The sequence below is a fragment of the Micromonospora ferruginea genome (assembly GCF_013694245.2).
Taxonomy (GTDB): domain Bacteria; phylum Actinomycetota; class Actinomycetes; order Mycobacteriales; family Micromonosporaceae; genus Micromonospora; species Micromonospora robiginosa.
In genome coordinates, this window is sequence record NZ_CP059322.2 from 5519223 (window position 1) to 5538129 (window position 18907).

The following is an 18907-nucleotide window of genomic DNA, read 5'->3' on the forward strand; positions in this document are numbered from 1 at the left end:
CAAGTTGGACCGCCGGAATGAGTGTGGATGAATGCCATATTCATTCACACTTCTTTTCCGGATGGTGCGGAAGCCTGCCCTAGGCTGCGAGGGTGACGCACTACGTGGACAGCGAAGTGGCCCGACTCGGCACGGTGCTGCTGCACCGCCCGGGGCCGGAACTCGCCCGCCTCACCCCACGCAACAACGACTCCCTCCTCTTCGACGCTATCCCATGGGTGGGACGGGCGCAGGAGGAGCACGACGCGTTCGCGGCCGCGCTGCGTTCGCGCGGCGTGGAGGTGCTCTACCTGGCCGACCTGCTGGCCGAGACGCTCGCCGTGCCGGACGCCCGCAGCGAGCTGACCGAACAGGTGCTGCGTTCGCCCCGGCTCGGCGACACGCTGCGCGCCCGGGTCGCCGACCACCTGGCGTACCTCGATCCGGCCGCCCTGGCCGACGTGTTCACGGCCGGGCTCGCGCACGAGGAGCTGCGGATCGGCGCGGAGCGGCCGGGCGGCCTGGTCTGGACGCTGATGGACCGGCACGACTTCGTCATCGACCCGTTACCCAATCTTCTCTTCACCCGCGACTCGTCGGTGTGGATCGGCGACCGGGTCGGCGTGACCAGCCTGGCCATGCCGGCCCGGCGGCGGGAGACCACGCTGACCGACGCGATCTACCGCTACCACCCGCGCTTCGTCGGCACCGAGTTCGTCTACCACCCCGGGCTGGAGCACCTGGAGGGCGGCGACGTGCTGCTGCTCGCGCCGGGCGTGCTCGCCGTCGGCGTCGGGGAACGCACCACCCCGGCCGGCGCCGAGCGGCTGGCCCGGCAGGTCTTCGCCGCCGGGCTGGCGCACACCATCCTGGTGGTGCCGATCGCCCAGGAACGCGCCACCATGCACCTGGACACGGTCTGCACCATGGTCGACGTGGACGCCGTGCTGATGTACCCGAACATCGCCAGCGAGCTGTCCGCGTACACCGTCGTGGCCGGCGCGGACGGCGAGCCGCGGGTCGACGGCCCGGCGCCGTTCCTGCGGGCCGCCGCCGACGCGATGGACCTCGACCAGCTCCGGGTGATCGACACCGGCCTGGACCCGGTCACCGCCGAACGCGAGCAGTGGGACGACGGCAACAACACGCTGGCCCTCGCCCCGCGTCTCTGCGTGGGCTACGAACGCAACGTGGAGACCAACGCGCAGTTGGAGCGGGCCGGCATCGAGGTGATCGCCATCGCCGGCTCCGAGCTGGGCTCCGGCCGTGGCGGCCCCCGCTGCATGTCCTGCCCCCTGGTCCGGGAGAAAGGCGGGGGCCCCGCTTAACGCTTTCGGTAGAGGCGGGGGCCCTTTTTAACACTCGTGCGTTAAGAAGGGCCCCCGCCTAACACGAAGGCGGTCAGCGGAGGGTGAGCTGGCGGCCGAGCAGGCCCTGGCGGGCGCGCCGGCCGGCCGCGTCCAGCGGCTCCCGCTCACCCAGCGCCTCGGCGTAACGCTTGGCGAACTCGGCGACCGGGCCCTCCCACTCGGCGGCCGGCGTGTCCTCCGGCAGGTCCCAGACCGGCGTCAGGCGGCCGTGCGCCCGGAACATGCCGGCGAACTTCGTGCCCTCGCCCAGGGTCAGCTCCCCGGCCGCGCCCAGCCGGGACAGGGCGTCCAGCGCGGCGTCCTCGTCGTCCGGCAGCACCCACCGCACGTGGGCCTTCTCCGGCACCTGGCACCAGTACGCCGCCCGCGCCGCGTCCAACTTCACCGTCGGGTAGATCGCCGCGTTGGCGCGTTCCAGGGACGCCTGCACGGTCGGGTCGTCGGCGGCGCCCGGTTCGAGCCAGAACTCGAACCCGTCGTGCATGGTGATCTCCAGCGGACCGTCCACCAGGATGTCCTGGAGGCGGGGGCCGGGGCCGGGCAACGGCGGCACGCTCACCTGCTTGCCCGGCTCGGTACGCAGCGCGCAGAGCAACGCGTCGGCCAGGTCCCGGGAGACGTCGCCGGACTGCTGGTGCCGCTGCAGGCCGATCAGGACCCGCCCGTCCGGCTGGGCGACCGCCGGAGCGGCCATCGGCAGGACGGTGGCCAGGACGACCGGCCGGTCGCCGTACTCCTCGACCAGCTCCGGGGTCAGCCGCAGCGGCGCGGACGCGGCCGGCACCAGCTCGCGCAGGGCGATCCACTCCGGCTCGTCGGCCAGGCCCTCGAACGGTCGGGGCACGAAGACGTCACGCACCTTCTCCCGCTTCGGGGTGGCTTCGGCCCGCTGGTTCTTTCGACGCTTGCTCACGGCGAGACAGCCTAGAGGCCCGGCGGGGCCGCCGGGGGCAGGACCCGCCTGCCCGCCCGGGTCAGCCGGCCGCGACCAGGTCCGGCCGGTGCGACGGGGCCGGGTCGAACTCCGCCCAGACGCTCTGGCCCAGGCCGTCCCGCTCGACGCCCCACCGGCTGGAGAGCCCGGCGACGATGTGCAGCCCGCGCCCGTCGACCGCGTCCGGGGAGGCGACCCGCATCCGCGGGCCGGCGCCGGCGCCGCCGTCGGTGACCCGGAGCTGGACGGTCGGCCCCCGGTCGCCGGCGCGGAGCCGCCAGGCCACCCGGACCACGCCGCCGGGCAGCGCCTCGGCGTGCCGGACCGCGTTGCCGACCAGCTCGGCGAGGACCGCCACCAGGTCGGCGAGCAGAGCCGGGGGTACGACGCCGGTCAGCTCGTCGGCGAGCCGGTGCCGCGCCAGGCGCGCGCCGGTCGCGTGGTGGGGCACCACCACGCACCACGACCGTTCGGCCCGTCGCGTCGACACGTCGTCCCTCCACCTTCGTGGACACCCGGTTCACCCCCGGGGCAGCCGCACCTCCGCGACCGTACCCCCGCCGGTCCTCGGTCGGAGGGATACCCACCCGTTCTGCTGTTCAACGATCTGCCGGACGAGATAGAGACCCAACCCGGCGCCGGGATAGCGCCGGCGGTCGCCGGACTCGCCCTGCCAGAACCGGTCGAAGGCCCGTTCCACGTGCTCCGGCCGGATGCCGATGCCCCGGTCGGCGACCCGGAACGAGACGGTGCGCTCGTTCGCGTCGGCGCCGACCTCGATCGGCGTGTCCGGCAGCGAGTATTTCCCGGCGTTGGTGCCCAGCTCGGTCAGCACGGTGGCCAGGCTGTGCCGGTCGCCGAGCGCCTTGGGCAGGTCGGCCGGCAGGTCGAGCACGATCCGGTGCCGGAGGTCGGCGGGCAGGTCGACCACGGCCGCGCGCAGCGCGTCGACCAGGTCGAACGGGGCGGCCGGCTCCCCGCCGGGCCGGCTCTCGGTGGCGGCGGTGAGCAGCCGGTCGACCAGCCGGGCCAGCTCGTTGGCGCGCTGCCCGATGATCCGGGCGGCCTGTCGCCGGTCGCCGTCGCTCAGCGACTCCCAGTGGTCGGTGAGGGTGTCCGCGTACCCCTTGATGACGGTGACCGGGGTGCGCAGCTCGTGGCTGGTCACCGCGACGAAGAGGTCCCGGTCGTGGTCGCGGCGCTGCTGGTCGGTGATGTCGCGGAAGGTCACCACCCGCAGCGCGGTCGGGCCGGGCAGCTCGCCGGAGGTGATCCGCAGCCAGCGACCGTCCGGCAGCCGGTGGTCGAGCACCTGCCCGGGCGGGGGCAGCGGGAACGGCAGCGGGCGGCTCAGCGCCTCGTCGGTCGTCCGGCCGGTCACCTGGGCGGCGGCCGGGTTCCAGAGCCGGACCCGCTGGTCGCGGTCCACCACCGCCAGGCCGTCGGCGAGCGCCGCCACGACCGGGCCGTCGCCGTGCACCGGCAGGCCGGTCTGGTCGCCGTACATGTGCGCGATGCAGGCGGCCACGTACCCGACGACGGCGCGCTGCGAGGCGTCCAGCGGCTCACCGGTCGGATAGAGGGCGTGCAGGCTGCCGACGGTGAGCCCGGCGATCTCGGCGCGCGCCACGATCATCCGGCGCAGCCCCCGGCCGGCGACCTCGTCGGCGAGCGCGCCCGGGATCGCGTCGACCCGGACCTCCCGCACCGTCGGGCCGGCCAGCAGGCAGACGGTCGCCGGGTCGGTGGCGGGCAGCGGCCGGCCGATCACGAACTCGGCGCTGCCGGTCGCCGCGATCACCCGCCCGCCGGCCGGGGTGAACTCGACGAAGACCAGGCCGGCCGCGCCGACCGCCGGTTCGACCTCGCGGAGCAGGCGGTTGAGCACGGAGAGGCCGGACTCGCCCGAGTTGATCATTTTGATCACGCTGGTGTGGCCGGCGATGAGGGTGGGGTAGTCGGTTCGCTCCGGCATGTCCCGAGTGTGCCGCGCCGTCCGCCCCGGTGACACCCCCGGCCGGTCGACCGCCCACCCGGCGGATCGACCGGACTCACCGGCCCAACCGGCTCAACATGCGGGCGGGTCGGTCCGTGATGACCCCGTCCACCCCAGCGGCCAGCACGAGTTCCATGTCCGCGGGTTCGTTCACCGTCCAGACGTAGACCGCGTGACCGGCGGCCCGCAGCGCGGGCACCAGCCGTGGGCGGGCCCGGACCAGGTCCACGCCGGGGCCGGCGATCCGGCAGCCGAACGGCAGCCGGCCCAGCTTCAGCCAGCGCGGCAGCACCTCCAGCAGCAGCACCGTGGGCAGCGTCGGCGCGAGTTCGTGGATCCGGCGTACGGCCAGCGGCGAGAAGGACATCACGGTCACCCGGACCGGGTCGTCCGGACCGGGCGCGGCGAGGCCGTACCGGCGCAGCAGGTCGACCAGCCGGCGCTCGACGTCGCCCCGGTAGCGCGACGGGTGCTTCGTCTCGATCAGCAGCCGGACCGGCCGCCCGGCGGCCAGCACCGCGTCGAGCAGCCGTTCCAGCGTGAGCAGCCGGGTGTGCGACTCGTCGAGCCGCGACGCCCCGGCGACCGGGTGCCAGGAGCCGAAGTCGAGTGCCTCCAGCTCGGCGAGCGTCCGCGCGCTGACCAGGCCGTGACCGTTGCTGGTGCGGTCCAGCCGGCGGTCGTGCACGCACACCAGGTGCCCGTCGCGGGTCAGCCGGACGTCGCACTCCAGCCCGTCCGCGCCCTCGTCCAGGGCGCGCAGGTAGGCGGCGAGGGTGTGCTCCGGCAGGTCGTACGACGAGCCGCGGTGGGCGAAGACCAGGGGATCGGTCATGGCCGGGAGGTGCCTCAGACGACCCGACCCGGCTGCCCGTCGTCGGTGACCACGGGCCGGCCGGCGGCGGCCCAGTCGCCCATCCCGCCCTCGACGTTGCGCACCTGGTCCCACCCGTTGCGCAGCAGGTAGCCGACCACCTGGCCGGAGCGCCCGCCGGAACGGCAGATCACCGCGACCTCGCGGTCGTCGGGCACCTCGGCGAGCCGAGCCGGCAGCTCGGTCATCGGCAGGTGATGGGCGGCCGGCGCGTGGCCGGCGGCCCACTCGTCGTCCTCCCGGACGTCGAGCAGGTAGACGTCGTCGGGCACGGCCGACGCGGGCACGCTGGGAAGTTGGGCTCCGAACACGGGGAAAGCCTAGTCGCCCGTCCGGCTCACAGCCGGTTGACCCAGCGGGGATTGGCGCCGGCCCACTCCGGCACCCGGGCGTCGCGCAGGGCGGTGAAGAGGTCGTCGCCGCCGGTGTCCAGCACCACGTACGAGACCTGGTCGATGGTCTGCGGGTAGGAGGGCAGCCGCACGCCGCGCAGGGCGTCCGCCGGCAGCGCGCGCAGCGCGAAGACCAGTTCGTCCAGGGGTACGCCGTTGGTGTCGACGGTCAACGCCCCGCCGACCGCGCGCAGCACCCGGTCCAGCTTCACCGGGTCGCCGCGCAGGTGCGTCTCCCCGGCCCGGTCCAGCACCGCCCGCAGCATCTGCTGCTGGTGCCGCTGCCGGTCGTAGTCGCCGTTCGGCAGGCCGTAGCGCTGCCGCACGTAGTCGAGCGTCCGGGCCCCGTCCATCTGCTGGCAGCCGGTGTCGAACTGGGTCTTCGTGTGGATCGAGCGGACCGGCGTGTCGACGCACATCCGGATGCCGCCGAGCTGGTCGATCACCTGGGTGAAGCCGGAGAAGTCGACGAGCGCGGCCCCGTCGAAACGGATCCCGGTGAGCCGGGTGAGCGTGGCGCTGAGCAGCCGGGCACCGCCGGATCCGCCGCCGCCGTGCTCGTACGCGGCGTTGACCTTGTCCTGACCACCGGGGAAGCCGGGCGCCGCCGGGATGGCCACCAGCAGGTCACGCGGGACGGAGATCAGGTACGCCTGCCGCATCCCGGCCGGCACGTGCACGATGAGGATGGTGTCCGAGCGCTGGTCCTCGGGGTTCGCGCCGGGGCGGTGGTCGGAGCCGATCAGCAGGTAGTTGAGCGGCTGATCCAGGTTCGTCCGCTTCTTCCGGGCGCCCGTGTCGAGCAGTTGCTCCTTGGTCACCGTGCGGTCGTACCGGTGGGTGATCCAGTGCAGCCCGGCGACACCGAGCGTGGCCAGCAGCACCAGGGCGAGCCCGGCGCCGAGCAGGAACCGGGGCCAGCGGGCCCGTCGACCGCGCCCGCGTCGGTTCCGTGCTGGCCTGGACGTGACGATCCCCCCGTGGCGTCGACATGAGACCCGCTCACGTCAGGCTACGGGGGGACCGGCCGGCCGGTGCCGGCTTCCGCTATTTCCGGGTGGAGAGCACGCTCGGGTTGTTGACGACGAACTCGGCGAGCTTGTCGTCCTTGACCGCCTGGAACATGTCCATGCTGAGCTGGTTGAGAGCTTCGCGGTTGTTCCCGTTGCCGTTGAAGGTGCCGCCGTTGGTGCGCAGCGCGACGAGGTCGTTGCCGGTCACGCCCTTCATGGTGAAGATGAAGTCCTCGATCGAGGTGCCGCCGGTGTCCAGGACGAAGGCCTTGCCGGCGGCCTTGATCAGCGCGTTCAGCTTGAGCGGGTTGCTCAGCGTCCCGTTCTGGGACGCCTTCTTCGCCATCGCCTTGATGAGCTGCTGCTGGTTCTGCTGCCGGTCGTAGTCACCGTTGCGGAGGGTCTTGCGCTGCCGGGAGTAGTCCAGCGCCTGCCAGCCCTCCATCTCCTGGCAGCCCTTCTTGTAGGTCACGGGCTTCATGGCCTTGCCGGTCTTCTTGGCGTCCGCGTTCCACATCGGCTTGCCGTCGACCATCGACATGTGCAGCGAGGAGACCTCTTCGGTCACGCAGATCCGCACCGTGCCGATCGCGTCGATGACGTTCTTGAAGCCGCCGAAGTTGATGATCGCGGCGCCGTCGAAGCTGATGCCGGTCATCCCCTTGATGGTCTTGGCCATCATCTGGGCGCCGCCCTCCCAGCCGCCGCCGTTGCGGGCGCCGACCTGGAAGGCCGCGTTGATCTTGTCGGTGCCGCCCTTCCAGCCGGCCTTCTCGGACGGCGGGATGTGCGCCTCGGTATCCCGGGGGATCGAGATCAGGTAGGCCTGGTCGTGGCTGGCCGGAATGTGCAGGATGATGATCGTGTCCGACCGGACGTCGTCGGCGGCCCAGCGGGCCCGCGCGTCCACCCCGAGCAGCAGCATGTCGATCGGGCCCTCGAGGCTGGCGCCACCCTCGGCGTCCGTCTTGCCCGCGTCGCCGAGCAGGTTCCGCTGGGCGATGTTGCTCGTCGCCTGCCCGATCACGGCTTTGCTGCCGACGATCGCCACGCCGCTGGTCACCATCAGCATGGCGCCGAACACCAGGGTGAGCTTCGCCCAGAGCGGGTCCTTGCGCTTGGTGCGCTTCTTCTTCCCGCCGCCCCCGGGGCCACGGCCACCGGGGCCGGGCTGTGTGGGGATGACCGGAGGAACCCGCCCGGACGAACCGGGTGCCGGTGAGTGCGGGCGACGACTGGTCTGGACCGACATTCGTGCTCCAGCTCGGTGATCGGGGGCGGGACCACTCTACGTACCTGTTCCCGTTCTCGCGACCTCCTGAGACGGGTAATCCCGTCAATCCCGGCCGATGTTCCCGAGATGTGTCCGAACGGGCGAGGGCGGGGCCGCCGCTCGGCGGCAGCCCCCGGTGCCGTCAGCCGCCGGCGTTGTCGCCCGAACTCTTCTGGTTGGCCTTGACCCAGTCGGCCATCTTGTCCCCGACGATCGCCTGGTACATCGCCAGCGCCTTCTCCCGGTCGGAGACCACCACCGACTGGCCGTCGACGGTCTGGCCGCCCAGGTTCGGGCTGGTGACGAACGTCAGGTTCTCGCCGCGCAGGCTGCGGAACTGCACTGCCATGTCGGTCAACGAGAATCCCTGGTCGACCGTGACGGCGGCGGTCACCGACTTGAGGAAGTCGTTCAGCTTCTTGGGGTTGGTCAGCGTCCCGGTGCTCGCCGCCTTGTCCATCAGCGCCTTCAGGAAGTCCTGCTGGTGGCGCATCCGGGCGAAGTCGCCGTCCGGGAACTGCTTGCGCTGTCGGACCCAGTCCAGCGCCTCGGCGCCGTTCATGTGGTTCACGCCCTTGGTGAACGTCCGGTACGGCTTGTGGATCGAGGTGACGGTCCGCTCCACCTTGAGGTCGACCCCGCCCAGCGCGTCGGTGACGTCCTTGAAGCCGGCGAAGTCGATGGCCATGACGTGGTCGATCCGTACGTCGGTGAAGCACTCCACGGTCTTGACCGCGAGCGGCAGCCCGCCGAACGCGAACGCCGCGTTGATCTTGTTGCGGGAGCCGGAGTCGCAGGACGCGCCCGCGTTCTCCGGGATCGGCACGTACAGGTCACGCGGGACGGAGACCAGGTAGGCGCTCTTGTGGTCGGCCGGGATGTGCATGACGATCAGCGTGTCCGCCCGCCACTTGCCGGCGCCGTCGACAGGCGCGTCCGGGTCCCGCGAGTCGCTGCCCACGAGCAGGATGTTGAACGCGCCGTCGACCTGCTTGGCCGGCCGGCCCCCGGTGATCTCCGAGAACGGGTCGGTGCGCGCCAGGTCGTCGTTGAGGTTGCGGGCGTAGAACCAGGCGCCGACGCCGCCGAGCAACGCCAGCACCAGCACCGTCACGCCGGCCACCAGGCCGATCCGCCCCCAGCGGGGACGGGGGCGTCGCCCCGGCCCGCCGGAACCGCCACCCGGCCCACCGGGGCTGCCCGGTCCGCCCGGCCCGCCGGGTCCGCCCGAGCGGGGCGCCTCGTCGTACGACGGGTACCAGCGGGTTTCGGTGTTCCGGGCGCGCGCGGTGGCACCGCGGCCGGAGCCGGGAACCTGGGCGCGGCCCGCGCCCCGGTTCAGGGGGCGGGGGAGGGGTGCGCCGGCAGACGAGGTCGCTGACATGTAACCGAGGGTAGGTCGGTCGGTCCACCGCCGCCCTCAGGCGCGCGCGGCTACCAGCCGGCTGACAGCCGGGCTCAGTACCCTAGCCGCTCGCGGAAGTACGCGATCGTGCGTCCGAGGCCGTCTTCGGGCGTCACGGTGGGCTCGTATCCCAGCAGTTCACGGGCGAGCGTCAGGTCGGGGCGGCGCATCTCCGGGTCGTCCGAGGCCCGGGTGATGTAGCTCACCTCGGAGCTGCTTCCGGTGAGTGACACGATCGTCTCGGCCAGTTGCCGCATCGACATCTCGTGCTCGGTGCCGCAGTTGATCGGGCCGGTTTGCGTCGAGTCGAGCAGCAGCAGGATGCCCCGCACCAGATCGTCGACGTAGCAGATGGACCGGGTCTGGTTGCCGGTGCCGTGCACGGTGATCGGCTCGCCGCGCAGCGCCTGGGAGATGAAGGTCGGGATGGCCCGGCCGTCGTCCGGGCGCATCCGCGGCCCGTACGTGTTGAAGATCCGCACGATCGCGGTGTCGGTGCCCCGGCTGCGGTGGTAGGCCATGGTGGCCGCCTCGGAGAAGCGCTTCGCCTCGTCGTAGACGCTCCGGATGCCGATCGGGTTGACGTTGCCCCAGTACGTCTCCCGCTGCGGGTGCTCCTTCGGGTCCCCGTACGCCTCGGAGGTGGAGGCCATCAGGAACCGCGCGCCGTCGGCGGTGGCCCGCTCCAGCAGGGCCAGCGTGGCCACCGAGCCGACCCGGAGGATCTCCACCGGAAGCTTCTCGAAGTCGGTCGGGCTGGCCGGGGACGCCATGTGCAGGATCGCGTCGAACCGCTCGGCCATGGCCGGATGGTCGGTGGGCAGGCCGTCGGAGATGTCCGCCTCGACGAGCGCGAAGGTCGGCTTCTCCAGCAGGTGGGCCACGTTGTCCTTGGACCCGGTGACGAAGTTGTCCAGCACCACCACGGTGCAGCCGCGCTCGACGAGCCGGTCGACCAGGTGGGACGGGACGAAGCCGGCGCCGCCGGTGACGAGAATGCGGTGACCGGCACCAAACCGGTTAGCGACCTTCATGCTCAGCACCCTATACAGGTAAGGCGGGGCCCCCGCTTAACGCCTCCGGTAGAGGCGGGGGCCCCGCTTAACAACTACCTGTCAGTGCGCGCCCGCACCGGTGAGGGAGCGCACCTCCAGCTCCGCGTACTTGTCGTCGTCGCGCTCCTTGGACAGGATCGTGCCGAGCCAGCCGCACAGGAAGCCGAACGGGATCGAGATGATGCCCGGGTTCGACAGCGGGAACCAGTGCCAGTCGTGGTCCGGGAACATCGCCGTCGGCGCGCCGGAGACGACCGGCGAGAAGAACACCAGCAGCACCGCGGCGAGCAGGCCGCCGTAGATCGCCCAGACCGCGCCCGAGGTGTTGAACCGCTTCCAGAACAGGCTGTAGAGGATTGCCGGCAGGTTGCCGGAGGCCGCGACCGCGAACGCCAACGCGACCAGGAACGCCACGTTGAGGTTCTGCGCGAAGATCGACAGTACGATCGAGACCGCGCCGATCACCAGCGCGGAGATCCGGGCGACGTTCACCTCCTGCCGTTCCGACGTCTCCCCCCGCTTGACCACGTTGGCGTAGAAGTCGTGCGCCAGGCTCGACGACGACGCCAACGTCAACCCGGCGACCACCGCGAGGATCGTGGCGAACGCGACCGCCGCGATGATCGCCAACAGTGTCGCGCCGCCCAGGTTGCCGCCGAAGAAGTCCGCGCCGAGCGCCTCGGCGAGCTGCGGGGCGGCCGTGTTGCCGGCCTTGTCCTGCGCGGTGATCGCCTGTCCGCCGACGATCGCCGCCGCGCCGAAGCCCAGGGCCAGGGTGAGCAGGTAGAACGCGCCGATGATGCCGATCGCCCAGAGCACGCTCTTGCGGGCCGCCCGCGCGGTCGGCACGGTGTAGAAGCGGATCAGGATGTGGGGCAGGCCGGCGGTGCCGAGCACCAGCGCGATGCCGAGCGAGAGCAGGTCCATCTTGCTGTAGAACGTCTTCAGCGCGTCCCCGGGTGTCTCCACGCCGTAGCGCAGCCCGGGTTCGAGGAAGGCCGCTCCCTTGCCGGAGGCGTCGGCCGCGTCACCGAGCAGCGAGGACAGGTTGAACTTGTACTTCGCGAGCACCAGCAGCGTCATCACCAGCGCGCCGCTCATCAGCAGGAACGCCTTGACGATCTGGACGTACGTGGTGCCCTTCATGCCGCCGACCGTCACGTAGATGATCATCAGAGCGCCGACCAGGATGATGGTGGCGACCTTGGCGGTGTCGGCGTCCATGCCCAGGAACGTGGTGCCGGGCTTGATGCCGAGCAGCAGCGCCACCAGCGCGCCGGCGCCGACCATCTGGGCCAGCAGGTAGAAGATCGAGACGGTGATGGTGGAGACCGCCGCCGCGGTCCGGACCGGCCGCTGCCGCATCCGGAAGGCCAGCACGTCCGCCATCGTGTACCGGCCGGAGTTGCGCAGCAGTTCGGCGACGAGCAGCAGCGCCACCAGCCAGGCGACCAGGAACCCGATCGAGTAGAGGAAGCCGTCGTACCCGTAGAGGGCGATGATGCCGGCGATGCCCAGGAAGGACGCCGCGGACATGTAGTCGCCGCCGATCGCCATGCCGTTCTGGAAGCCGGAGAACGAGCGCCCACCGGCGTAGAAGTCGGTGGCGGTCTTGGTCTGCCGGCTGGCCCACACCGTGATCGCCAGCGTGATCGCCACGAAGATCAGGAACAGCGTGATGGTGAGGTTCCGGGCGGTGGTGCTGCCCGCCTCAGCCGCGAGGACCGTGTTCATGGTGCACCTCCCCCATCTCGGCGCGGATCCGGTCGGCCACCGGGTCGATCCGCCGGTTGGCGAACCGCGAGTAGAGCCAGGCGATGACGAACGTCGAGACGAACTGGAGCAGGCCGAAGACCAGGGCGACGTTGATGTTGCCGACCAGCTTCGTCCCCATGAATCCCCGCGCGTACGCGGAGAGGATGACGTAGAGCGCGTACCACAGGAAGAACGCGACGGTCATCGGGAAGACGAAGCCGCGCAGTGCGCGCCGCAACCCGGCGAACTCGTCCGACCGCTGGACGGCTAGGTACCGTTCCGCCGTCGACTCGGAGGGTGCGGACGCGGGTGTGTCCGTGGACATCTGTGGATCACCACCTTCGCAGGCGTGGGGAATTTCCGCGCACGCTAGAGAGCGCGCTTCGCGCTGCGAAAGGCTCAGCCGGGTCCCGGGCGACGGCTGCGCCGAACGGCACTCCCGCTGCGCCCAGTGACCCAGATCACTCCGCTAACCGGTGCCGAGGTCGCGGTAGCGCCCGCGGTAGTGCAGAAGCGGAGGAGTGTCCTCGGTCAGGTCGACCGTCTCCACGGTTGCCTCGACCAGCAGGCCCCAGCCGTACTCCCGGGCCGCGTCGAGCCGGCAGCCGGCCCACCCGCCGGCGTCCGCCGGCACCGGGCCGTACGGCGTCTCGGTCCAGGCGTCGATGGCGAACAACCCGCCGGGCGACGGGAACAGCCCGGCGAAGCGGTCGGCGAGCTGCCGATGAGCCGGGCCGAGCGGCGCCACCGCGAACCGCCCGGCGTCCTCGACCGCTGCCCACAGCTCCGACTCCGGGTCGAGAAGGCCGAGCAGCCGGTCCGGCTCCCCCTCGGCGACCAGCGTGGACGAGACCGTGAGCCCGGCCGGTCCGGGCGCGGTCCAGAGCGTCACCGGGGCGGCCAGCCGGCCCCGCAGCCGGCGTACCGGCGAGCGCTGCCCGGCCGGCACCGCGAACGGATCGGTGTGGTGGATCTCGGCTCCCGGCTCATGATTCACGTGAAACATTGTGCCGCCCGGGGACCGGACCCAGCCGAGGAAGCGCCCGTGCAGGTTCGTGGCGTCGCTGAGCTGCGTGTTCGCCTCGGCCAGCAGTCCGCCGAGGTGGAACAGCAGCGCCGTCCGATCGCCCCGGAACTCCCGCAGCAGCCCGAGCCGGGCCGGCTGACACGGCCACGGAGCGCCGCACGCCCGACACCGCCACGCCGGCCGCATCGGCAGGTGCGCCCGTCCCGTCGAGATCTTGGAAGCTCCAGGCCCCTCCGGGGGCACCTTCTTTCCAAGATCTCCATGCTGTCGCCGCACTCGCGCCTCCTCGGGAGAGGGGTCGCCCCGGCGCGGAACGGCCGGGGCGACCCGTCGCAGGACCGGCCGCCGGGTCGTCGCCTCCACCAGCCGGGCCGCGTTCCTTCACCCTGGACGCGGTCGGGTCGACAGGGGAGGATGCCAGGGGTTACTACGGAGCGCGGTCGCGTACTTACCGGCGAGGTGAGGATGGACATCGAGGTGTGGATCCGGGCGTTGAAGGCCGCCCGGGCCGGGGCCGAGGTCTCCCAGGAGGCGCTGGCCGCCACGATCCGGTGGAGTCCGTCGACGGTCGCCGCCATCGAGACCGGCCGCCGCCGGCCCACCATGGAGTTCGCCATCGCCGCCGACCAGGCCCTCGGCACCGGCGGCCTCCTGGCAAGCCTGCTCAGCGAGCACGACGGCGACCGCTCGCCGTCGTGGTTCCGGCCCTGGCAGGGCTACGAGGAGCAGGCGGTGCTGCTTCGCAACGTCGAGCCCTGTGCGATACCCGGTCTGCTCCAGACCGAGGAGTACGCCCGAGCCATCTTCGAGGCTGGTCGCCTGTACCAGCAGGAGCGGGTGGAGGAGTTGCTGGCGCTGCGCATGGAACGTCAGCAGGTGCTGGTCAAGGCTGATCCGCCGGAGTGCGTCTTCATCGTCGATGAGAGCGCGTTGCAGCGGTCCATCGGTGGGCCGGCGGTGATGAACGGTCAGTTCGACCGGCTGCTCGACGTAGCAGCACAAACGCGGGTGCGGCTGCACGTCCTGCCGCTCGACGTGGGCGCGCACCTGTCGCTGGGCGGCGGGTTCGCCATCGCCGAATTGCCGAACGGGGAGCACATGCTCTGCCTGGATAATCCGGCCCGGGGCCAGATCGCCGACCACCCGGAGTGGATCCGCGTGATGTTGCGTAAGTGGGAGATCCTGCTCGGGGAGTCGTTGCCGGAGCGTGCCTCGATCGATCTCATCCGCAAGATGAAGGTGACGTCATGAACCAGCCCGAGTGGCGTAAGTCGACGCGGTCGGACAATGCCGGCAACTGTGTCGAGGTGGCGGGAAACCTGCCCGGGGTGGTGCTGGTCCGGGACAGCAAGGACCCGTCCGGCCCGGCCCTCGCCTTCACCCCCGACGCCTGGCGCTCCCTGGTCGCGCACCTCCACCGGGCGCCGCTCGACTGACGCGCCTACCCTGCGGGCATGGCTCTCGTACCCCCGCAGAAGCTCGCCCAGGAGCGCGTCATCACCGCCGACGCGATCCTCGGCGGCCAGGTCGACCTGCGTGCCTACCCACACCGGCACCTCATGATCATCGCGCGCCACAAGTGGGGCAGCAGTGGCTTCCCGCCGCTCATGGAGGCCGTCGAGCACCTGTCGAACTACGGCTGGGAACTGGTGAACGTGCTGAGCGTGGGCGAGGGTCACCACGTCTACGCCGCGATGCGCCGCACCGCTTAGGCCCTGTCCTGGTGATCATGATCGGGCTGCCCGAGTAGCTGCCTCGACCCTAGGATCGGGATGATGCAGGAGAAACGGCTGACGGTTCGGCCAGCGAGCTTGGCGGATGTCGCTTCACTGGTGGAGTTGCGCCTAGCCAACGCTGCGGCCCACATTGCCCTCGACGCTGCCACCTACCGCGTTCCCACGCGTGACGCCGTGACGCGCCATTTCGCGGCCATGGTGGCCGACGAGGCCGGGCGGGATGGCGTCCTCGTCGCCGAGGGGCGTGACGGCCAGGTGGTCGGAATGGTCGAAGTGCTGCGGCACTCCGATCCGCCGGACCATCAGATTCTGCGTCCTGAACCGTCGGCCCAGGTCCACACGGTTGTACTGCTCGATGCCAGAGGGCTCGGGGTGGGATCCGCGTTGCTGACGGCGGCCGAACAGTGGGCAGGCGACCGGGGGATCACGTACCTGTCGGCTGGCATCCACCACCGCAATGTCGACGCGGTCCGCTTCTACAGCCGGCACGGCTACACCGACGCCGGTCGGTCCCTCGGGAAGAGCGTGGGTTAGCGGCCGCAGCGCCGTCATCGGCGCCAGCGTCCCAGGGGGACCTCGCCCAGGGGCACCGGCCGGCCCGACCATCGGCCACACTGGCGGCGTGACGACCGTCGTGCCCGTAGTTCCGGACCACCCGGCGTTCGACCAGGTGGCTGGCCTGTTCGACGCCTATCGGGTGCACTACGGTCAGCCGTCGTCCCCGGCGCGCACCGCCTCCTGGCTACGCGACCAGCTCGCACAGCACCGGCTCGCTGCCGCCGCAGCCATCCGAGGTGACCAGGTCTGCGGCTTCATCACCGTGGCGACCATGCCGGCATCGCTCAGGCTGGGCACCGCATGGTCGATCCGCGACCTCTACGTGGCCGCGGACCATCGCCGCACCGGCGTCGCGCGCGCCCTCCTGCACCACGCCATTCTCGGTGCGCGTGTCGCCGGCGCTCGCCGCGTGTCACTTCAGACCGAGACGGACAACAGTCCGGCCCTGAAGCTCTACACCGCCATCGGCTTCACGCCCGTCGCAGGCCTGGATCTACTCAACCTCACCCTTGATCCACTGCCCCGAGACCCACGAGACACGGCCTAGCCGGACAGTGCGCGGCGGGCGGCGGCCAGCACCTCCGGGTCGGCGCAGCCGGCCGCGTACCCGGCGATGCGGCGGCGGATGTCCCGCCCCAGCAGCCAGACGCCGACCCGCTCGGCCACCGGCCGCAGGAAGGCCGGGCGGCACCGGAAGTTGTAGCGCCAGGTCGCGACCGTGGTGTCCGGCTCCGGGCCGGGCGCGAAGCGCCACCCGCCGCCGAACCGCTCGAAGAACCACGGCCCGCGGACCATCTTCATGCCCACGTTCGTCGGGGGCGCCCAGGAGACGTACTCGCTGACCATGGTCAGGCCGTGCCGGGAGCGGGTGAAGGTGCGCACGCCCCGGCCCGGCCGGGTCGCGCCGTCGGTGAAGTGCTGCTCCCGGACGAACGGGTCCCACCGGTAGCGCACCGGCGCGACGGTCTGGGAGACGGCGAACGCCACCTCCGGCGGGACCGGCACGGTGACGACCGCCTCGACGACCGGCATCAGCGTCTCGGGGTGACCGCGGCCAGCAGCTCCGGCTGCCGGCGGTCCAGCGCGTCCCCGGCCAGGTACGCGCCGAGCAGTGCCGCGCCCGCCCCGTACGCCAGGCCGACCGGCAGCGCCAGCCACAGCCAGACGTCGCCGAGCAGGCCGGCGGCCACCACGAACGGCACCGCCGCCACCGCCGAGGACAGCATGGACAGCAGCGTGAACATGCTCTTCGCGATCCCCGCGCCGGTGTTCATGGCGAACGGGTTGCTCGTCTCGGGCAGCGAATAGGCGCCCAGCACCGAGATGAAGCTGTTGATCGCCAGCCCGCAGCCGTACGCGGCGAACAGCCCCCCGGCCATCACGCCGAGCCATTCGGGGCGGCCCAGCACGGTGCCGAGCACCACCACGACCACCAGCAGGATCGGCACCACGTAGAGCGAGAACGCCGCCATCCGGGCGCGCAGCTCCACCCGCCCGGGCACGCCGGCGACCACGTTCGCGGCGTACGCGCTGCCGTCGAAACCGAACTGGTTGGCCAGCGTCACCGAGGCGAGCACCCCGACGAAGACCATCGAGATGCTGACCAGCACCGGGGACGGATCGGCTGCGGAATCACCGAACGACGTCCCGGCTTCGGTGCTGAACGAGGCGCCACCGAGGTTGACCATCACCGGCACGAACACCCCGACCACCGCGACGGTGATCAGGTTGGCCCGTCGCCGGGCGTCCCGCCACCAGTAGCGGCACTCCCGGGCCACCAGCGCGCCGAACCGGTCCCGCCGCGCCCAGCCGACCGCGCGGGGGAAGAGCTGCGCGACCGCGCCGCCGACCGCGCCGCGCGGGGCCTTCGCCGGCCCGGCGCTCACCGCGCCGACCATCGCCGACTCCAGCGACCGAGACCACCACAGCAGGAGTACGCCGAGCGTGGCGACACCGATCAGCAGCTTCACCACCGCCGCGCCGGCCCGGCCCTCGGCCACGTCCACGCCGACCGTCCAGGGCGCGCCGAACGGCGTCCAGCCGACCACCCGGGCCACCCCGGCCAGCCGGTCCCAGTCGGCGTTCCGCACGGCGGCCAGCACGAGCAGTTGCAGCGGCCCGAGCAGGGCGGCCAGCACCGCGAGCAGGACGGCGGCCAGGTCGCGTACCCGTCGGGACCGCAGCATGGTGGCGAACGCGCTGGTCACCGCGCGGGCCCCGGCCACGCAGACCAGCACCCCGACGACCACCCCGAGCGTGCCGAGCAGCGCGGCCACCCACCCGCCCAACGCGGCGGCGGTGACCACCAGCCCGGCCACGGTGAGCATCGTCGCCACCGCGGGAACGCTGACCAGGGCGGCGGCGAACAGCCCGGTGACCAGGGTGCGGCGGGAGAGCGGGAGCAGCGCGAACCGGGCCGGGTCCAGCGTCTCGTCCACGCCGAAGAAGACCAGCGGCAGCAGCAGCCAACCGAGCGTCAGCACGCCGCCGCCGAACGCGGCGGTCATCAGCGCGTACCGGGGCTCGTCGGCCAGGCCGGGCGAGGCCAGCAGCAGGAAACCGCCGGCGGCGAACCAGAGCCCGACCAGCACACCCACCACGAACAACGCGATCCGCCACGCCTGGCCGCGGAAGTTGTTGCCGAGCACCCGCAGCTTCAGCCGGACGAAGTGGCGGGGCGAGACGGCCCGCGCCGGCGGATCGACGGCGGTCACCGGGACAGCCACGACAGCTCCTCGCCGGTCGCGGTCCGGCCGCCGACGACCTCGACGAACACGTCCTCCAGCGAGCGCTCGCCGCGCACCTCGGCCAGCGTGCCCACCCGCTTGATGGTGCCCTCGGCCAGGATCGCCACGTGCGAGCAGAGCCGCTCGACCACCTCCATCACGTGACTGGAGAAGACCACCGTGCCGCCACCTGTCACGTACCGGTGCAGGATGTCCCGGATCAGCGCCGCCGAGACCGGGTCGACCGCCTCGAACGGCTCGTCGAGCACCAGCAGGCGCGGGCCGTGCAGCAGCGCGCAGGCCAGGCCGATCTTCTTCTTCATGCCGGCCGAGTAGTCGACCACCAGCGTGCGACCCGCGTCGGTGAGCGCCAGCACGTCGAGCAGCTCCGCCGCCCGCTGGTCGACCACCGCCGGGTCCATGCCGCGCAACAGACCGTGGTACGCCAGCAGCTCCGCCCCGCTCAGCCGGTCGAAGAGGCGTACCCCGTCCGGCATCACGCCGAGCAGGCTCTTCGCGCGCACCGGGTCGGCCCAGACGTCGTACCCCAGCACCCGGGCCTCACCGGCGTCGGGCCGCAGCAGGCCGACGGCCATGGAGAGGGTCGTGGTCTTGCCGGCCCCGTTCGGGCCGAGCAGGCCGTAGAACGAGCCGGTCGGCACGGCCAGGTCGACGCCGGCCACCGCGACCTTGGTGTCGAAGCGCTTGGCCAGGCCACGGAGGTGCAGGGCCGGGTGCTGATCGGTCATGCACCGACGGTAGCCCGCCCCGGCCAGCCCGCACTCCGGCCGCAGGACGATCTTCCCGTCATACC

Annotated in this window: 21 protein-coding genes; 6 read left to right on the forward strand and 15 right to left on the reverse strand. The window is 71.9% G+C overall.

Translation table 11 applies throughout. From position 1 onward, the window contains the following. The first annotated feature begins 92 nt into the window (after nucleotides 1-92). Entirely contained in the window at nucleotides 93-1307 is a 1215-nt protein-coding gene (locus tag H1D33_RS24525; RefSeq protein ID WP_181570923.1) for an arginine deiminase, read from the forward strand. A gap of 73 nt (nucleotides 1308-1380) precedes the next feature. On the opposite strand, the gene H1D33_RS24530 is transcribed toward H1D33_RS24525, so the two are convergent. From H1D33_RS24530 to H1D33_RS24585, 12 genes are all read right to left on the reverse strand, one after another. Then, the gene (locus H1D33_RS24530) at nucleotides 1381-2262 is read right to left on the reverse strand and encodes a DUF5926 family protein (RefSeq protein WP_181570922.1); all 882 of its coding nucleotides are present in this window, start codon (nucleotides 2260-2262) and stop codon (nucleotides 1381-1383) included. 61 nt (nucleotides 2263-2323) lie between these two features. Beyond that, nucleotides 2324-2740 (reverse strand): ATP-binding protein, encoded by a 417-nt coding sequence (locus H1D33_RS24535; RefSeq protein WP_181572603.1) that lies wholly within the window; start codon nucleotides 2738-2740, stop codon nucleotides 2324-2326. A 63-nt stretch (nucleotides 2741-2803) separates the two neighbouring features. Next, the gene (locus H1D33_RS24540) at nucleotides 2804-4258 is read right to left on the reverse strand and encodes a sensor histidine kinase (RefSeq protein WP_181570921.1); all 1455 of its coding nucleotides are present in this window, start codon (nucleotides 4256-4258) and stop codon (nucleotides 2804-2806) included. Nucleotides 4259-4334: 76 nt separating this feature from the next. After that, entirely contained in the window at nucleotides 4335-5114 is a 780-nt protein-coding gene (locus tag H1D33_RS24545; protein ID WP_181570920.1) for a glycerophosphodiester phosphodiesterase, read from the reverse strand. Nucleotides 5115-5128: 14 nt separating this feature from the next. Beyond that, nucleotides 5129-5464: a rhodanese-like domain-containing protein gene (locus tag H1D33_RS24550; protein ID WP_181570919.1), complete on the reverse strand. Its 336-nt coding sequence runs from the start codon at nucleotides 5462-5464 to the stop codon at nucleotides 5129-5131. A gap of 26 nt (nucleotides 5465-5490) precedes the next feature. Beyond that, nucleotides 5491-6429, reverse strand: coding sequence for an LCP family protein (locus tag H1D33_RS24555; protein ID WP_181570918.1), 939 nt, complete (start codon nucleotides 6427-6429; stop codon nucleotides 5491-5493). 163 nt (nucleotides 6430-6592) lie between these two features. Next, a complete protein-coding gene (locus H1D33_RS24560; protein WP_181570917.1) occupies nucleotides 6593-7810 on the reverse strand; it encodes an LCP family protein in 1218 nt (405 codons plus the stop codon). A 163-nt stretch (nucleotides 7811-7973) separates the two neighbouring features. Next, entirely contained in the window at nucleotides 7974-9215 is a 1242-nt protein-coding gene (locus tag H1D33_RS24565) for an LCP family protein (protein ID WP_181570916.1), read from the reverse strand. 74 nt (nucleotides 9216-9289) lie between these two features. Beyond that, the gene (locus tag H1D33_RS24570) at nucleotides 9290-10270 is read right to left on the reverse strand and encodes an NAD-dependent epimerase/dehydratase family protein (protein WP_181570915.1); all 981 of its coding nucleotides are present in this window, start codon (nucleotides 10268-10270) and stop codon (nucleotides 9290-9292) included. Nucleotides 10271-10351: 81 nt separating this feature from the next. After that, the gene (locus H1D33_RS24575) at nucleotides 10352-12025 is read right to left on the reverse strand and encodes a solute symporter family protein (protein ID WP_181570914.1); all 1674 of its coding nucleotides are present in this window, start codon (nucleotides 12023-12025) and stop codon (nucleotides 10352-10354) included. Then, entirely contained in the window at nucleotides 12003-12371 is a 369-nt protein-coding gene (locus H1D33_RS24580; protein ID WP_181570913.1) for a DUF485 domain-containing protein, read from the reverse strand. Before H1D33_RS24580 ends, H1D33_RS24575 begins: the two co-directional genes overlap by 23 nt. Nucleotides 12372-12515: 144 nt before the next feature. Further along, nucleotides 12516-13259 carry a flavin reductase family protein gene (locus H1D33_RS24585; protein WP_181570912.1) on the reverse strand — a complete coding sequence of 248 codons (744 nt, stop codon included), beginning with the start codon at nucleotides 13257-13259 and terminating at the stop codon, nucleotides 12516-12518. A gap of 279 nt (nucleotides 13260-13538) precedes the next feature. Between H1D33_RS24585 and H1D33_RS24590 the strand changes: the two genes are divergently transcribed. The 5 genes from H1D33_RS24590 (at nucleotide 13539) to H1D33_RS24610 (ending at nucleotide 15914) form a co-directional block, all read left to right on the forward strand. Continuing rightward, entirely contained in the window at nucleotides 13539-14324 is a 786-nt protein-coding gene (locus tag H1D33_RS24590) for a helix-turn-helix domain-containing protein (RefSeq protein WP_181570911.1), read from the forward strand. Further along, nucleotides 14321-14509, forward strand: a complete 189-nt coding sequence (locus tag H1D33_RS24595; RefSeq protein ID WP_181570910.1) for a DUF397 domain-containing protein — start codon at nucleotides 14321-14323, stop codon at nucleotides 14507-14509. The genes H1D33_RS24590 and H1D33_RS24595 overlap by 4 nt, the downstream gene beginning before the upstream one ends. A gap of 18 nt (nucleotides 14510-14527) precedes the next feature. Beyond that, nucleotides 14528-14785 carry a hypothetical protein gene (locus tag H1D33_RS24600; protein ID WP_181570909.1) on the forward strand — a complete coding sequence of 86 codons (258 nt, stop codon included), beginning with the start codon at nucleotides 14528-14530 and terminating at the stop codon, nucleotides 14783-14785. Nucleotides 14786-14848: 63 nt separating this feature from the next. After that, on the forward strand, nucleotides 14849-15343 hold the full coding sequence (locus H1D33_RS24605; protein WP_181570908.1) for a GNAT family N-acetyltransferase: 495 nt from the start codon (nucleotides 14849-14851) through the stop codon (nucleotides 15341-15343). Between the two features lie 88 nt (nucleotides 15344-15431). Continuing rightward, entirely contained in the window at nucleotides 15432-15914 is a 483-nt protein-coding gene (locus H1D33_RS24610) for a GNAT family N-acetyltransferase (protein WP_181570907.1), read from the forward strand. On the opposite strand, the gene H1D33_RS24615 is transcribed toward H1D33_RS24610, so the two are convergent. From H1D33_RS24615 to H1D33_RS24625, 3 genes are read right to left on the reverse strand one after another with little or no spacing between them, the layout of a single operon-like run. Further along, nucleotides 15911-16399: an SRPBCC family protein gene (locus H1D33_RS24615; RefSeq protein ID WP_181570906.1), complete on the reverse strand. Its 489-nt coding sequence runs from the start codon at nucleotides 16397-16399 to the stop codon at nucleotides 15911-15913. The two genes, H1D33_RS24610 and H1D33_RS24615, sit on opposite strands and share 4 nt — an antisense overlap. Continuing rightward, on the reverse strand, nucleotides 16399-18093 hold the full coding sequence (locus tag H1D33_RS24620) for an ABC transporter permease (protein ID WP_181570905.1): 1695 nt from the start codon (nucleotides 18091-18093) through the stop codon (nucleotides 16399-16401). Before H1D33_RS24620 ends, H1D33_RS24615 begins: the two co-directional genes overlap by 1 nt. Then, nucleotides 18078-18842 (reverse strand): ABC transporter ATP-binding protein, encoded by a 765-nt coding sequence (locus H1D33_RS24625; protein WP_181570904.1) that lies wholly within the window; start codon nucleotides 18840-18842, stop codon nucleotides 18078-18080. Before H1D33_RS24625 ends, H1D33_RS24620 begins: the two co-directional genes overlap by 16 nt. Between the last annotated feature and the right edge of the window lie 65 nt (nucleotides 18843-18907).

What these genes read in the sequence shown, in the direction of transcription:
- H1D33_RS24560 (WP_181570917.1), bottom strand. Translation starts at nt 7,810, where the DNA reads ATGTCGGTCCAGACCAGTCGTCGCCCGCACTCACCGGCACCCGGTTCG.
- H1D33_RS24595 (WP_181570910.1), top strand. Translation starts at nt 14,321, where the DNA reads ATGAACCAGCCCGAGTGGCGTAAGTCGACGCGGTCGGACAATGCCGGC.
- H1D33_RS24580 (WP_181570913.1), bottom strand. Translation starts at nt 12,371, where the DNA reads ATGTCCACGGACACACCCGCGTCCGCACCCTCCGAGTCGACGGCGGAA.
- H1D33_RS24585 (WP_181570912.1), bottom strand. Translation starts at nt 13,259, where the DNA reads ATGCGGCCGGCGTGGCGGTGTCGGGCGTGCGGCGCTCCGTGGCCGTGT.
- H1D33_RS24545 (WP_181570920.1), bottom strand. Translation starts at nt 5,114, where the DNA reads ATGACCGATCCCCTGGTCTTCGCCCACCGCGGCTCGTCGTACGACCTG.
- H1D33_RS24625 (WP_181570904.1), bottom strand. Translation starts at nt 18,842, where the DNA reads ATGACCGATCAGCACCCGGCCCTGCACCTCCGTGGCCTGGCCAAGCGC.
- H1D33_RS24540 (WP_181570921.1), bottom strand. Translation starts at nt 4,258, where the DNA reads ATGCCGGAGCGAACCGACTACCCCACCCTCATCGCCGGCCACACCAGC.
- H1D33_RS24565 (WP_181570916.1), bottom strand. Translation starts at nt 9,215, where the DNA reads ATGTCAGCGACCTCGTCTGCCGGCGCACCCCTCCCCCGCCCCCTGAAC.
- H1D33_RS24570 (WP_181570915.1), bottom strand. Translation starts at nt 10,270, where the DNA reads ATGAAGGTCGCTAACCGGTTTGGTGCCGGTCACCGCATTCTCGTCACC.
- H1D33_RS24575 (WP_181570914.1), bottom strand. Translation starts at nt 12,025, where the DNA reads ATGAACACGGTCCTCGCGGCTGAGGCGGGCAGCACCACCGCCCGGAAC.
- H1D33_RS24615 (WP_181570906.1), bottom strand. Translation starts at nt 16,399, where the DNA reads ATGCCGGTCGTCGAGGCGGTCGTCACCGTGCCGGTCCCGCCGGAGGTG.
- H1D33_RS24600 (WP_181570909.1), top strand. Translation starts at nt 14,528, where the DNA reads ATGGCTCTCGTACCCCCGCAGAAGCTCGCCCAGGAGCGCGTCATCACC.
- H1D33_RS24605 (WP_181570908.1), top strand. Translation starts at nt 14,849, where the DNA reads ATGCAGGAGAAACGGCTGACGGTTCGGCCAGCGAGCTTGGCGGATGTC.
- H1D33_RS24590 (WP_181570911.1), top strand. Translation starts at nt 13,539, where the DNA reads ATGGACATCGAGGTGTGGATCCGGGCGTTGAAGGCCGCCCGGGCCGGG.